11 protein-coding genes and 1 pseudogene are annotated in these 13,798 nt (G+C 67.9%); 9 read left to right on the forward strand and 3 right to left on the reverse strand.

From position 1 onward, the window contains the following. Positions 1-5 precede the first annotated feature (5 nt). Positions 6-1,267: pseudogene (locus Q5Y72_RS14055) on the reverse strand (acetylornithine deacetylase/succinyl-diaminopimelate desuccinylase family protein). Between the two features lie 123 nt (positions 1,268-1,390). Here Q5Y72_RS14055 and Q5Y72_RS14060 point away from each other — a divergent pair. Genes Q5Y72_RS14060 through Q5Y72_RS14100 form a run of 9 tightly spaced genes read left to right on the forward strand, consistent with a single transcriptional unit; the run spans position 1,391 to position 11,713 of the window. Continuing rightward, positions 1,391-2,464 (forward strand): hypothetical protein, encoded by a 1,074-nt coding sequence (locus Q5Y72_RS14060; protein ID WP_305964055.1) that lies wholly within the window; start codon positions 1,391-1,393, stop codon positions 2,462-2,464. Positions 2,465-2,467: 3 nt separating this feature from the next. Continuing rightward, positions 2,468-3,601, forward strand: a complete 1,134-nt coding sequence (locus tag Q5Y72_RS14065; protein WP_305964056.1) for a hypothetical protein — start codon at positions 2,468-2,470, stop codon at positions 3,599-3,601. Beyond that, on the forward strand, positions 3,601-4,152 hold the full coding sequence (locus Q5Y72_RS14070) for a putative glycolipid-binding domain-containing protein (RefSeq protein WP_305964057.1): 552 nt from the start codon (positions 3,601-3,603) through the stop codon (positions 4,150-4,152). The genes Q5Y72_RS14065 and Q5Y72_RS14070 overlap by 1 nt, the downstream gene beginning before the upstream one ends. Then, a complete protein-coding gene (locus Q5Y72_RS14075; protein ID WP_305964058.1) occupies positions 4,153-6,087 on the forward strand; it encodes an AAA family ATPase in 1,935 nt (644 codons plus the stop codon). After that, entirely contained in the window at positions 6,084-7,469 is a 1,386-nt protein-coding gene (locus Q5Y72_RS14080; RefSeq protein ID WP_305964059.1) for a DUF6638 family protein, read from the forward strand. Before Q5Y72_RS14075 ends, Q5Y72_RS14080 begins: the two co-directional genes overlap by 4 nt. Continuing rightward, positions 7,466-7,747, forward strand: coding sequence for a hypothetical protein (locus Q5Y72_RS14085; RefSeq protein ID WP_305964060.1), 282 nt, complete (start codon positions 7,466-7,468; stop codon positions 7,745-7,747). The genes Q5Y72_RS14080 and Q5Y72_RS14085 overlap by 4 nt, the downstream gene beginning before the upstream one ends. 11 nt (positions 7,748-7,758) lie before the next feature. Then, positions 7,759-8,430, forward strand: coding sequence for a DUF1523 family protein (locus Q5Y72_RS14090; RefSeq protein WP_305964061.1), 672 nt, complete (start codon positions 7,759-7,761; stop codon positions 8,428-8,430). Continuing rightward, positions 8,427-9,368, forward strand: a complete 942-nt coding sequence (gene deoC, locus Q5Y72_RS14095; RefSeq protein WP_305964062.1) for a deoxyribose-phosphate aldolase — start codon at positions 8,427-8,429, stop codon at positions 9,366-9,368. The genes Q5Y72_RS14090 and deoC overlap by 4 nt, the downstream gene beginning before the upstream one ends. 8 nt (positions 9,369-9,376) lie before the next feature. After that, positions 9,377-11,713, forward strand: a complete 2,337-nt coding sequence (locus Q5Y72_RS14100) for an aldehyde dehydrogenase family protein (protein ID WP_305964063.1) — start codon at positions 9,377-9,379, stop codon at positions 11,711-11,713. A 27-nt stretch (positions 11,714-11,740) separates the two neighbouring features. Here Q5Y72_RS14100 and Q5Y72_RS14105 read toward each other — a convergent pair whose 3' ends face one another. Together Q5Y72_RS14105 and Q5Y72_RS14110 are read right to left on the reverse strand one after the other, a co-directional pair. Then, the gene (locus tag Q5Y72_RS14105) at positions 11,741-12,736 is read right to left on the reverse strand and encodes an ABC transporter permease (protein WP_305964064.1); all 996 of its coding nucleotides are present in this window, start codon (positions 12,734-12,736) and stop codon (positions 11,741-11,743) included. Then, positions 12,729-13,736, reverse strand: a complete 1,008-nt coding sequence (locus Q5Y72_RS14110; protein WP_305964065.1) for an ABC transporter permease — start codon at positions 13,734-13,736, stop codon at positions 12,729-12,731. Before Q5Y72_RS14110 ends, Q5Y72_RS14105 begins: the two co-directional genes overlap by 8 nt. Positions 13,737-13,798 lie beyond the last annotated feature (62 nt).

A 13,798-nucleotide genomic window follows, 5' to 3' on the forward strand; every position in this document is an offset into this window, starting at 1 on the left:
GACGCCTAGGTCAGCAGATCCTCAAGCACCAGCGCCATGACCTTGGCGCTGTCCAGCATGTCGGTCACGCCGATCCATTCATCGGGCTGATGCGCCAGGTCCAGCACGCCGGGCCCATAGGCGATGCAGTTCCGAGCTTGCCGATGCGGTCGATATGCTTCTGGTCATAGGTGCCGGGGCTGACCACATAATCCGCCTCGCGGCCCAGCACGCGCTGGATCGCGGCGGCGGTGGTGCGCACGACCGGCGCCTCGCGGTCGGTCATCGAGGGCACCACCTCGAACAGGTCGCGGACCTCGTAGCGAAAGCCGGGCCGCTGCGCCCTGACCCGTTCCAGCAGCGCCGTGACCTCGGCCTTCACCTCGGCCAGATCCTCCTCGATCAGGAAGCGGCGGTCGATGACGATGCGGCAGCGGTCGGGCACGCAGGGGGTCGGCAGGCCGGTATAGTCCGCGGCCTGTTCCGCCGCACCGCCATGGATGGCGTTGATGTTCAGCGTCGAGGACCGCGCGCCTTCGGGGATCACCGGCATCTCGGTCTGCTTGCCGGCCAGCAGCGGCCACAGCCTCGCCTCCATCTCGGCCAGAACGGCGCCCATGTGGCGGACCGCGCAATCGCCAAGGAACGGCATCGAGCCGTGGGCAATGCGGCCCTGGGTCTCGATCTCGGCCCACCAGACGCCGCGATGGCCAAGGCAGATGCGGTCCTTGTGCAGCGGTTCGGGGATGATGACGTGATCGACATGGGCGAAGGCGCCCTGCCCGGCCAGATAGGCGACGCCGCCATAGCCGCCCGATTCCTCGTCGGCGGTGGCGCTGATCTCGATCTGGCCGGCATGGTCGGGATGGGTGGCGACGAAGGCCTCGGCGGCGATGATGCTGGCGGCCAGCCCGCCCTTCATGTCGCAGGCGCCGCGGCCATAGATGCGGTCGCCGTCCAGTTCGCCGCCGAAGGGGTCGCGCGTCCAGCCATGGCCCACCTCGACCACGTCGTGATGGCTGTTGAAATGCACGCAATCGCCGCGCCGCGCGCCGGGCCTGCGGGCGACGATGTTCCAGCGCGGCCAGCGGTCGCTGTCGCCCGGCGTGCCGGTCGCGCGGATCATCTCGCAGCGCCAGCCCTGCGGCGCCAGCCTGGCCTGGAGATAGTCGCAGATCTCGCGGTAATTGCGGCCCGGCGGGTTCAGCGTCGGGATGCGGATCAGGTCCTGCGTCAGCGCGATCAACTCGTCGCGGCGCGCGTCGATGGCATCTGTCAGGCGGTTCATGCCGCAAGGCTAGGCCGGCGGGCGGATGCTGGCAACCGCGATTGTCGGCCGATAGGCAGCAGCGCCCCTTGCGCCTGCGGGGCAGCGGCCTAACATCCTGACAAACATTGGAGGGAGGCCGTGATGGCATCGCTGGACCAGCAGATCACCGACAGTCAGAAACAGGTCTCTCTGGCGCAGGACAAGATTTCGCAGATGACGGCGGCTCTGGACCGGGTGACCGCGCAGGCCGATGCGGCCGCGCTGCCCGTGGATGTGGCCAATGCCACGCTGGCCGATGTCCACGCGCACACCGAGGCGATGAACGCCAATATCGCCGAGCTCATCATGGGGCTGGACGACGTCACGGCGGGCTTCAGCCGCGATTTCGAGGAATTGCGCAGCAAGACCGGCTGGGAGAAATTCGTCGGCATCTTCGCCAGCGGCAAGTCCGAGGCGATGCGGCAGGAACGGCTGCGCGCCGCCAGCATCGACGACAAGCTGCAGGACCTGCTGGCCAAGTCCGACAGCATCACCCGGCTGTTGCAGGGCCAGCTGGACCTGCTGAACGACCAGAAGGCGAAGGTCGAGGCGAACCTGACCCAGACCCTGGCCGAGCGCGAGGAGACCGTCGCCACGCTGGAAGGCCTGCGCGACCGCATCAAGGCGATGGACCCGCAGCTGATCGAGCTGGAAAACAGGGTCGCAAGCACCACCGACCCGACCGATCGCACCCGGCTGGAAACCGAACTGGCCAATGCCAACAAGGATCACAACGCTCTGGTGCAGGACGAACAGGTGGCACTGGCCAAGTCGCAGACGCTGGAGCGCTATATCGAGGCCGGCAAGACCTGGGTGGACAGCCTGCAGAACCAAGCCGCGACGCAGATGGTGCTGATCAACAAGCTGCAGACCGACACGCGCCAGCGGGTGGTGCTGTATGACGCGCTGACCAAATCGCTGAAGACCGCGCAGCAGCAGGACGTGGCCCACCGCATCAACGAGATCGGCGTCAGGACCGACCAGGAGGCGCAGGCCGCCATGGCCGCCATCGGCACCGCCACCAACGACCGGATGGCCGACATGCTCGAGGCGCATGGCGATCACATGGTCTTCGCGCGCAAGGTGCTGGAGGAAAAGGCCAAGGCCGACGAACGCTTTGCCCGCCGCTTTGCCGAGATCGTCAAGAAGCACGACAGCAACCTCTACGGCGGCTAGGTCGTGGCCGAGACGGGCAATCTGGACGCCGATCATCGACGGCTGGACGACGATCTGGCCGCGCGTGCCTATTTCGACCGGATGCGGCGCATCGCCGCCGTGCTGCCCCCCGCGCTGGCCGAGACGGTGCGCGACGGACTGTTCTCGCGCGTCGAGACCGAGGTGATCGGTGCCTACCTCTCTGCGCTGGCGGCCAGCCTCGACGCGCTGGCGATGAAATACCTGGTGTCGGGCCGGATCGAGGGCCCGCTGCGCCGGCACGTGACCATCGACATCCACGAATCGGGCTTTCCGGTCTGGTCCGAGATTGCCCAGACCGCCGCCGACGCCGCGCAGGCGGCCGAGGAACTGGCCCGGACTGCTGCGCCCGAGACGATCAAGGACGACATGATCCGGCAGATCGTGGGCGAGCTGACGATTCCCACGCGGCTGCAATACGCGATGTCGCAGCGGCTGTACTACGAGGCGCTGGCGCGGGGCGGGCTGTTCTGGCCGCAGATGCATCCGCAGGGCTACTGGCTGTCGGGCAACGACCGGCAGCGGCGGCGCTGGCTGTTGCATTGGGCGGTCTATGACAGCCAGCTGAACGTGCCGGTGCTGTATCTGATGGACGCCGATGACAGCGGCCGGCGGCCGCTGGCCGAGGATCCGAAACGCTGGCCCGAGGTGCGGGCGCATCTGCTGGCCCAATCGGTGACGGCGCTGCAATTGGTGACCATCGCGCAGGGCTTTGATCGCGATTTCGACACGCTGCATCCCATGCGTTTGCGCCGGATCGTGCTGGGTCCGGTCTATGCGCAGGGCCTCACCCTGCAGGAGGGGCCGATCCGGCAGGTGTTGCAGGACGCCGGCGCCCCCTCGGGCGAGGATTGGGCGATGGCGATGACGGTCGAGGATCTGCAATCCGAACGCGCAACACTGGAAAGCAGCGGCCTGTTCGGTGTCACCGAACGGCAGGTGTTCCGGCTTGACCCGCTGAATGCGCATGGCGCGGGGCAGGGGGCCAGCGCAGCCAGCCGGTTCCTGATCCTGCCGCAGCGCCCCTATCAGGCGCTGGCCGCGATGGACCCGCCGGGTTTCCGTGACATCCGCAAATATGTCCCCGGCCCGGATGGCCGGGTGGTGGGGTATCGCTGATGGCCGGGGGCGCATCGATCCTGTGGCGGCGGCTGGACCGCCCCGGACATGATGCCGCCTGGCTGCGCTTCGAGGCGGGCGAATGGCATCTGGACGGCGCGGCGGTCTGGTCCGACGCGCGAGGCCCCGCGCAGATCGCTTACAGCCTGAGTTGCGGCGAGGACTGGACCAGCCGATCGGCCCGGCTCCTGGGCAGGGTCGGCGGGCAGGGCCTGAGCCTGTCGATCCGGCGTGGAAGCGGCGGCGAATGGCGGGTGAATGGCGACGAGGTGCCTGGCAGCCACGGACTTGTCGATCTGGATCTGGGCTTTACCCCGGCCACCAACACGATCGCGTTGAACCGCCTGAAACAGGCGGGCGGCGGCGACAGCGCGGCGCTGTGGCTGGGTGGCGGGGACTGGCAGCCGCAGCCGCTGCATCAGGGCTATCGCCGCCAGCCGGACGGGGGCTGGCAGTGTCACTCGGCAGGGCATGGCTTCCGGACGATGCTCGCCGTGAACCGGCATGGTTTCGTGACGGACTATCCCGGCCTATGGACGCAAGAGGACTGAATGGACGCCCGCAACGAGATGGAACTGCCCGAGGACGAGGTGCGGCGGCATTATCCGCAGGCGCTGGCGCTGCTGACCGGCTTTGAACATGCCCCGCGCCTTGGCCGTGCGGCGCCGCAGCCGGCCGCGGCCGAACGCTCGCCCGGGATCGCCGCGGCGGGCGCGGGGCGGTTCCGGCCGACCACGCCCGGGCTTGCGGGGCGATCCACGGCGCGGCCCGACGGGGTGCGACTGCTGGAACGGATCGAGGATGCGGGCGGCGACGACCTGCTGACGCCGGCGGCGGCGACCATGGCGCGGGTGCTGCGGCGTGCCATCGCGATCGCGCTGGCCGTGGCCGACGAGGTCGCGGCGCGGTCCGGCGCGGCCGAGTTGAAGCGCATCAACCTGGAGACCCGCCTGCCCGCCGAGCGCCACCAGGAATTCGCCGAACTTCTGGCGGTCGAATCGCTGGCCGCGCTGTCGGTGCTGGCGAATGCGGTCGGCTTTCTTCTGGCCGAACATGCCGGCCAGCAGACCGCCGATGGCGTCACCGTGGACGAGGTGCTGACCGACAACCCGCTGACCGCGCTGCAGGGCGCGCTGTGGGATCTGGACCAGAACCTGGCGCGCATGGCGCAGGGCGACGACATGCTGATTGCCGTCGCGCTGGCCTGGGCCGAGACGCTGTCGGCCGCGGTCGCCGCGCGTGGCGAAAGCGCGCCGCGCATCCGCGCCTTCACCGGCGCCGCCTGGCGTGTCGAGGCCGACGAATTCCCCATCGCGGGCTTTACCCCGGCCACCAAGGCGCATGGCGGCCCGGTCGCCATGGCCTTCAAGAAGCCCGAGGAGGTGATCGGCAATGCCATCGCCAAGCATCAGGCGCTGCGGCTGGCGCGGATGCTGGTCGCCTATGATTTCGAACGGATGGCCAATCCCTTCGTGGAACTGGGCGGGTTCACCTTCACCTTCCTCGGCGATGGCCGGCCGGGAACCGGCAAGACCACGCTGATCCAGATGATGGCCGGCGTGGTGAACGACTATTGCCAGATGGCCGGCTATCCGTTCCGCTATCGCAACCTGTCGGTGGACAACATCGACAGCTATCAGGGCAAGTCGGGCCAGAATGCGCGCGCCTTCATCAACGCGATCATCGACCCCAAGGTCATCGGCTTCGGCACCATCGACGACATCGACCAGATCGCCGGACGCCGCGGGGACCGGCAGTCCTCCTCTGGCCAGCAGGAGATCACCGCCGTGCTGATGGAGGCCTTTGCCGGCGCTTCGACGGTGGTACGCGGCAACGCGACCTTCGGGATGTTCTCGAACCACGCCGAGTCGATCGACGATGCGCTGCGCCAGCGTGCCGGCGCGCGCTTCCTGATCGACGGCCCGAAGACCCGGGAGGACTATATCGACATCCTCGCCCTGCTGCTGGGCCGCCGACACCAGATCCCGGTGGGTCAGCACGACCTGATGGGCGCGCAGGTCATCCGCCGGGCTGTGGCGGCCGAATATGCCGGCCACTCGCGCCCCGCCGAACCGGGGCTGATCCGCGTGTTCGACGCGGTCCGGCGCGACCATGGCGACCTCGAGGATCTGGCCGAGCTTGGCAGCTATCTCTTTGCCATTGCCGAGGCCGAGCCGCGCTTTACCGGCCGGGCGGTGAAGAACATCACCGATGCGGTGAAGGCTCGCGCGATGGATTTCGACATGCCCGACGCGTGGTTCGAGACGCCCGAGCCCTTCCTGCGCCAGCCCTATGATCGCAAGCTGGAGATGATCGAGGCGCTGCGCCTGCCGATCACCACCGAGATGGTCGTGCAGGAGATCAACCGCTATGCCGACAGCGAATGGCGCTATTCCGACAGCGCCGACGAGAACGCCATCGAAGAGGCCGTGCGCAGCATGGAGCGGCTGGCCGAAGCCAAGCGGCGCTTCGAGGGGGGCACATGAAACGCCTCATCGAGAAGGGCCTGATGTTCGGCAACCTGATCCGGGTGGATTCGCCCGCCTGGGTCAGCCTTTACAACCGCGCGCTGCAGAAGATCACCGGCCGGCAGACCGCGCTGGCCGAGTTTCACATCGACATTTCGGGCCATTCGCCCGAGATCGGCGACGAGTTCGGCGACATGGACTATCTCGCCCCCGAGGGCGGCAACCGCCATTTCATCCTCCTGACGACCGAGCAGAAATCGGCGCCGATGCTGAATGCCGATCTGTCGGTGCTGCGCGACGTGCTGCGCGGCTTCATCACGCAGAACGAAAGCCAGCTTTTCAGCCTGACCGCGCGCGACGCCGTCCTGGGCGAGATCGACGACCGCATCTGGCAGCTGGCCGAACCGGCCGACCTGCCGCAGATCCGCCGCCTCAGCGTCACCGCCGACACCACCGGCGGCCATGTGGCCGAGGCCGACCGGCTCGCCGCCATGATCGACCGCTTTCGCAGCCGGCCCGACGGCTGGTGGGACGACGTGCTGATCGCGCAGATGATCGAACAGGCGCGCAAGTCTGGCGACGTGACCCGCAACCCGGTGCGGCTGGCCCATACCGAGTTCGACGTGGCCGATTTCTGGGCGGCGGATTTCGGCGGGGTCTATCTGATCCGCTCGGCCCGCGAGCCGGCGATGATCTTTGCCGATCCGGCGCGAAAGGCCGAGGTTCAGGGCTTCCTCGCGATGTCGGTCGGCGATCGCCACCAGATCGCCGCCTGGCTGGCCCGCAATGCGCTGGCCGAACCCGTCATCTCGGCGCGCGGGGCCGACGCCGCGCCGATCCTGCGCCAGAAGATCGACTTCATCCTGGCCGATGCGGCTGTGCGGCTGGGGCTGGACACGGGCGATGGCGGGCGCGCCGCGCTGCGCCGCGCGGCGGCCCGGATGGGGACAGACCTGCCGCCCGAGATCCGCGGCCTTTCGGCGCTGCACCGCTATGCCGAACAGGGCGGCGACTGGCCGGTGATCGACAGCGCGGACCCGGCTTATTTCTACGCCATCCGCGCCACGCCCGGCCCGGCCCGAGATCTGGTGAACCGGCTTCTGGCCGAACTTGCCCCGCATGACCTGCGCCTGCTGTTCATGACCCACAAGCCCCTGTTCTATCGTCTCTACCAGACATGGCCCGACGCCAAGCGCGACTATGTGGCCGAGATGCTGGCCCGCGAATATGCGATCGACAAGCAGGGCACCCGCGAAGCCCTTTTCGGCCCCGAACCGGGCATGTCGGACACCGATCCCGCCCCGCGCCGGCAGGCGGCGGGGCCTTGGGGGCCGGCGCGCGTCAGCCTGTCCGAGGCCGGGCTTCCTCGCCCGGCCGGGCCCTGGGGGGCCGCCCGATGAGCGCGCTGTTCCGGCTGATCGTGCTTGTCCTGCTGCTTGAGGCGATGTTCTATCTGCTCTTGCGGATCTACATCCGGTCCCTGCGCCGCGAGAGGCTTGAGGAAATCTGGGATGAACGCCATCCCGCAATGGCCGGGAACAACCCGCAACGAGCCGAGTTTGTGCGCAAGGCGATGGTCGGCTATGACAAGGCGCTGAAGTCTCGGCTGTTGTGGCTGGTCTTCATCATTCCAAGCCTGGCGATCATGGCGATCGTCTGGTGGGTCAACTGGCAGTAGGGACAGCGCAGATGCATTACGTCAAGGTCGTCATGGGGGTGCTTCTGGGCCTGCTGGTGTTCCTGTTCCTCGACTACACGTTGCCCTCGCAGAACACGCTGCGGATCACCAACACCTATAACCGCCTCACGCAGATCACCTCGTCAAACGCGATCTTCTATGCCGCCGAGGACACCGGCACGGTCGAGAACGCGGCCGGCCAGCGCGACGTGCGCTTCATCGAGGCGGTGCGCCCGAACGGCAAGGTTTTCGTCTATCGCAACGAGGATACCGGCTGGATCTGGCCGCCCTATTTCAAATATGACAGCGCCAACCTGCACGCCGAGGCGACCAACCTGAAATCCACCGCCGCCGCGCCGCAATGGGTCAGCGTCACGGCCTATGGCTGGCGGATCCCCTGGCTGACGGCCTATCCGAACGCGATCTCGATCGACACGCTGGCCAATCCGAACGAACGTCCGCGCAACTGGGGCGCACTGATCGCCTGCGTGGTGATGCTGCTGCTGCTGGCGTTGATCTGGCGCATGTGGGCGCAGTTCCGCCAGCGCACCATAGATCCGGCGGTGAAGTCAGTCGATGATCGATGGGACCGCACGACCGAGCGTGTCAGCGCCGAGGCGGCCGAGGCGCGGGGCCGTGTCACCGGATGGTGGAACAGCTGGAAGGGAAAGCCGCGCAGATGAGCCAGAACCCCGGCACCGACCTTCGCCTCGACGGGTTTGCCGATATCCGCATCAACACGCCGGCTGTTGAACGCCGCGCCGCCACGCTGCCGGCGCGGCGCAGCCTCAAGAAGGATCACCAGGCCGCCTGGCTGCTGAACGCGGTGCGCTGCATCGACCTGACCACGCTGGCGGGTGACGACACCGAGGATCGCGTGGCCCGGCTGTGCGCCAAGGCCCGCCAGCCCATCGCGCCCGACCTGCTGGCCGCGATGGGCGTCGAGGGGCTGACCACCGGTGCCGTCTGCGTCTATCCCACGATGGTCGCGGCGGCGAAACGCGCGCTTGGCAATTCCGGGGTGCCGGTCGCCAGCGTCGCCACCGGCTTTCCCGCCGGGCTGATGCCGCTGGACCTGCGCCTGGCCGAGATCCGCCATGCGATCGACCAGGGCGCGGACGAGATCGACATCGTCATTACCCGCGCCCATGTTCTGCGCGGTGACTGGGCGGCGCTGTATGACGAATTGCGCGCCATGCGCGAGGCCTGCGGTGCGGCGCGGATGAAGGCGATCCTGGCCACGGGCAATCTGAAATCGCTGGAAAATGTCGCCATTGCCAGCCATGTCGCCATGCAGGCCGGCAGCGACTGGATCAAGACCTCGACCGGCAAGGAAGGCGTGAATGCCACCCTCACCGTGTCGCTGGTGATGTGCCGCGCGATCCGCGATTATCAGGCGCAGACGGGCCACAAGGTCGGCTTCAAGCCCGCCGGCGGGTTGGGCACCGCCAGGGACGCGATCGCCTGGCAGGTGCTGATGCGCGAGGAGCTGGGCCGCGACTGGCTGGCCCCGGCACTGTTCCGCATCGGCGCCAGTTCGCTGCTGGGCGATATCGAGCGCCAGATCAGCCACCACGTGACGGGCCGCTATGCCAGCGCCCATCGCCAAGCCATCGCCTGAGGGAAAGTATGAGCCGCGTGAGCGAAATCATGGACAGCATGGACTATGGCCCGTCGGTCGAGGACAGCGCCGCCGTGCGCGACTGGCTGGCCGCGCGCGGCAGTTTCGGCCATTTCATCGACGGCGCCTTCACCGAAGCGGGCCGGACCTTCGCCACACGCGACCCGTCGACCGGCGAGACGCTGGCGCAGGTCTCGCAGGGCGGCGACGACGACGTGGCCCGCGCCGTCAGGGCCGCCCGCAAGGCCCAGCCGAAATGGGAACGGCTCGGCGGAACCGGCCGGGCGCGCTACCTCTATGCGCTGGCCCGGCATGTGCAAAAGCGCGAACGCTTCCTGTCGGTGCTGGAGACGCTGGACAATGGAAAGCCGATCCGGGAAAGCCGTGACATCGACATTCCGCTGGTGGCGCGGCATTTCTATCACCATGCAGGCTGGGCCGAACTGCGCGACAGCGCCTTTCCCGGCCACGGCCCCCTGGGTGTCTGCGGCCAGATCATCCCGTGGAACTTCCCGCTGCTGATGCTGGCCTGGAAGATCGCGCCCGCCCTGGCTGCCGGCAATACCGTCGTTCTGAAGCCGGCCGAATACACGCCGCTGACCGCGCTGGCCTTTGCCGAAATCTGCGCCGAGATCGGCCTGCCCGCTGGCGTGGTCAACATCGTCACCGGCGACGGTGCCACGGGTGCGGCACTGGTCGCCGCCGAGGTCGACAAGATCGCCTTCACCGGATCGACCGAGGTCGGGCGCGACATCGCCGGCCGGCTGGCGGGCCGTGGCACCCGCCTGACGCTGGAACTGGGGGGCAAGTCGCACTTCGTCGTCATGCCCGATGCCGATCTGGACGCGGCGGTCGAGGGGGTGGTGGATTCGATATGGTTCAACCCGGGGCAGGTCTGCTGCGCCGGCTCGCGCATCCTCGTGGCCGAGGCGGTGGCCGACCGTTTCGAGGATCTGCTGCGCGCCCGGATGGCCCGGCTGCGGGTGGGGGCACCGCTGGACAAGTCGACCGATATCGGCGCGATCGTCGATCCGGTGCAGAAGGATCGGATCCTGTCGATCTGCCGCGCCGCGACCGATGCCGGCGCCGAACTGGTGGGCGGCCAGCCCGGCGAGGGCTGCTTCATCGCGCCCGGCTATCTGCGCAACATCGCGCCCGCCAATCCGGGCATGGAGCAGGAAATCTTCGGACCCATCGCCACGCTGTCGACCTTTCGCACGGCCGACGAGGCGGTCGAATTGGCCAACAACACGCGCTATGGCCTGGCCGGATCGGTCTGGTCGGAAAGCGCGGCCATCGCCACCGACATCGCCGCCCGCATCAGGGCCGGGGTGATCTGGATCAACTGCGCCAATGTCTTTGACGCGGCCGCGCCCTTTGGTGGCTATCGCGAAAGCGGCTTCGGACGCGAGGGTGGCCGGGCCGGCATGCGCGACTATCTGGCGGCCCCCCAGCCGAGGCCGGTCAAGGAAAAACCGGCGCAGGCGCCGGTCCTCATGCCCGGCGACACGGCGGCCCGGGGCGCCGGGATCGACCGCACGGCCAAGCTTTACGTCGGCGGCGCACAGAAGCGCCCGGACGGCGGGGCGACCTATGCCGTGCCGGGCGGGCTGGCCCCGCTGGGCAACCGCAAGGACATCCGCAACGCCGTCGAGGCGGCGGCGAAGGCCGGCAAATGGGCCGCGATGGGCGGACATGCCCGCGCGCAGGTGCTGTACTACATCGCCGAGAACCTGTCGGCACGCGCAGACGAATTCGCGCGCCGAACCAGCCGCGCCGAGGTCGATGCCGCCATCGCCCGGGCGTTCCACTATGCCGCCTGGGCGGACAAGTTCGACGGCGGCAATGTCCAGGCGAGGCCGGGCCATCTGTTGAATGTGATCCCCGAACCCTTCGGCGTGATGGCGATCGCCTGTCCGAACGGCCAGCCGCTGGCGGGTTTCATGTCGCTGGTGATGCCGGCCATCGCGATGGGCAACAGCGTGGTCGCGATCCCGGCGCAGGACGATCCGCTGCCGGTGGCCGACCTCTATCAGGTGTTCGACACCTCGGACCTGCCGGGAGGGGTCGTGAACATCGTCACCGGCCCGAAGGATGATCTGGCGCTGACGGCGGCTGCCCATGATGGCGTGGCCGCCATGTGGTATGTCGGCCACCGAGACGGCCTTGCGGCGGTGGAACGCGCGGCGGGCGGCAACCTCAAGCCGGTGTGGTCGCCCGGAAACCGCGACTGGACCTCGGCCGAGGCGCAGGGCGAGGACTTCCTGCACCATGCCGCGCAGGTCAAGACGATCTGGCTGCCCTATGGCGCCCTGCCGTCCGAAACCGGCGGCGCGGCCTATTGAGCCGGGCGCATCGCGGGGGGCGGGCCGTCACCGCCCCCTGATCCGGGGATCCATCGCGTCGCGCAGCCCGTCGCCGACATAGTTGACGCACAGCACCGTCAGCGAGATGAACAGGCCCGGCAGGATCACCCGGCTGGGATACAGCACCATCTGGTCGACCGCATCGAACAGAAGCCGCCCCCAGGTCGGGAAGTCCGGCGGGAAGCCCAGCCCCAGAAAGCTGAGCGCGCTTTCGGTGATGATCGCGGTGGCGATTCCAAGCGTCGCGGCCACCATGATGGGCGACAGCACGTTCGGCAGCACATGGCGCAGGATCATCCGCGCGGGCGGCGTGCCGATGGACTTGGCGGCCAGGATGAACTCGCGCTCTTTCAGGCCCAGCACGTCGCCGCGCACGATCCGCGCCGCCTGCATCCAGCTGGTCGCGCCGATCGCGCCGACGATCAGGATGAAGATGCCCATCGCCGGCCCGAAGCTCTGCGACAGCGACTCGCGGAAAAGCGTCACCATCAACAGCAGCAGCGGCAGCAGCGGCAGCGCCAGGAACAGTTCGGTCAGGCGCATCAGCGGCGCGTCCATGCGCCGGAAATACCCCGCCACCAGTCCGACGAAGCTGCCCAGGGTGACGGCAATCACCATCGCGGTCAGGCCCACCGCGATCGAGACCCGCCCGCCCGCCATCAGCCGCGCCAGCATGTCGCGGCCAAGCTGGTCGGTGCCCAGCGGATGGGCCGCCGAAAAGCCCGAATTGCGCGCCCGGATATCGACATAGGTGGCATCCAGCGTCCAGATCAGCGGCCCGACCGACACGAACAGCAAGATGCCCAGGAACAGCACCAGCGCCACCATCGCGCCCTTGTGGCTGCGGAACTGGCGCCAGACATCGCGCCACTGGCTGCGCGTCTCGCCGCCAGCGGCCACCGGATCGTCGGGCGGCAACTCGCCGGTGACGGGGGCGGGTCCGGCGGTCTCTGCCACAAGCTCGGCGCTGTCCAGGGCCTGTTGGCGTTCGCGGTCAGTCATAGCGGATCCTCGGGTCCAGGACGCCATAGAGGATGTCGGCGATCAGGGTGAACATCACGATCAGGATCGCGAACAGGAACGTCACCGTCAGCACCATCGGGATGTCGTTGGCGTAAATGGCGGTGATCAGCAACTGGCCGATGCCGTTGACCTTGAAGACCTGCTCGGTGATCAGGGCGCCGCCGAACACCGCGGGCAGGCCAAGCGCGATCACCGTGACGACCGGGATCAGGCTGTTGCGCAGCACATGCTTCAGCACCACGGTCCGTTCGGACAACCCCTTGGCGCGGGCGGTGCGCACATAGTCCTGCCCCAGATTGTCCAGCATCGAGGCCCGCATGAAGCGGCTGATCTGGGCGGCGTTGTACAGCGCCAGCACCGTCACCGGCATCACCATCTGGCGCACCTGCGCAAGGAAGCTGTCCCAGTCGCGCACCACCAGCGTGGTGTCGTAGACCGAGGGAAACCATTGCAGCTTGACCCCGAAGATGATGATCAGAACCACCCCGGTGAAGAAGGTCGGCATGGAAAACCCGATCATCGACACGAAGGTGCCGATCTGGTCGAACCAGGAATACTGCCGGTAGGCCGAGATGATGCCGATCGGGATCGCGATCAGCACGCCGACCAGATAGGACATGCCGATCACCGTCAGGGTCTGCGGCACGCGCTGCGCGATCACGTCAAAGACCGGGCTGCGCGACTGGAAGCTGATGATGCGCTGCATCCCGTCGCTGAAGCCGGTGCCGAACAGGCTGTCGAACCAGTAAAGCGGCTCGACCCAGAAGAACTGCTTCAGCCAGAGCCCGTAGCGCACATACCAGGCCTGTCCCAGCCCAAGCGCCTCGCGCATACGCTCCTTGACCTCGGGCGGCACGGTCAGCGGCACATCACCCAGCGGGTCGCCGGGCGACGCCTCGAGCAGCAGGAAGATCACCAGCGAGATGAAGATCAGTGTCGGGATGGCCAGCAAGAGGCGACGAATCGTGAAATTCAGCATGTGTCGTCCTGCCAGATGGGTTGCGTGATTGGCATGATCCGTCCTCGACGCCGTCCGTCCCT

The organism is Paracoccus spongiarum (genome assembly GCF_030732095.1).
Taxonomy (GTDB): Bacteria; Pseudomonadota; Alphaproteobacteria; order Rhodobacterales; family Rhodobacteraceae; genus Paracoccus; species Paracoccus spongiarum.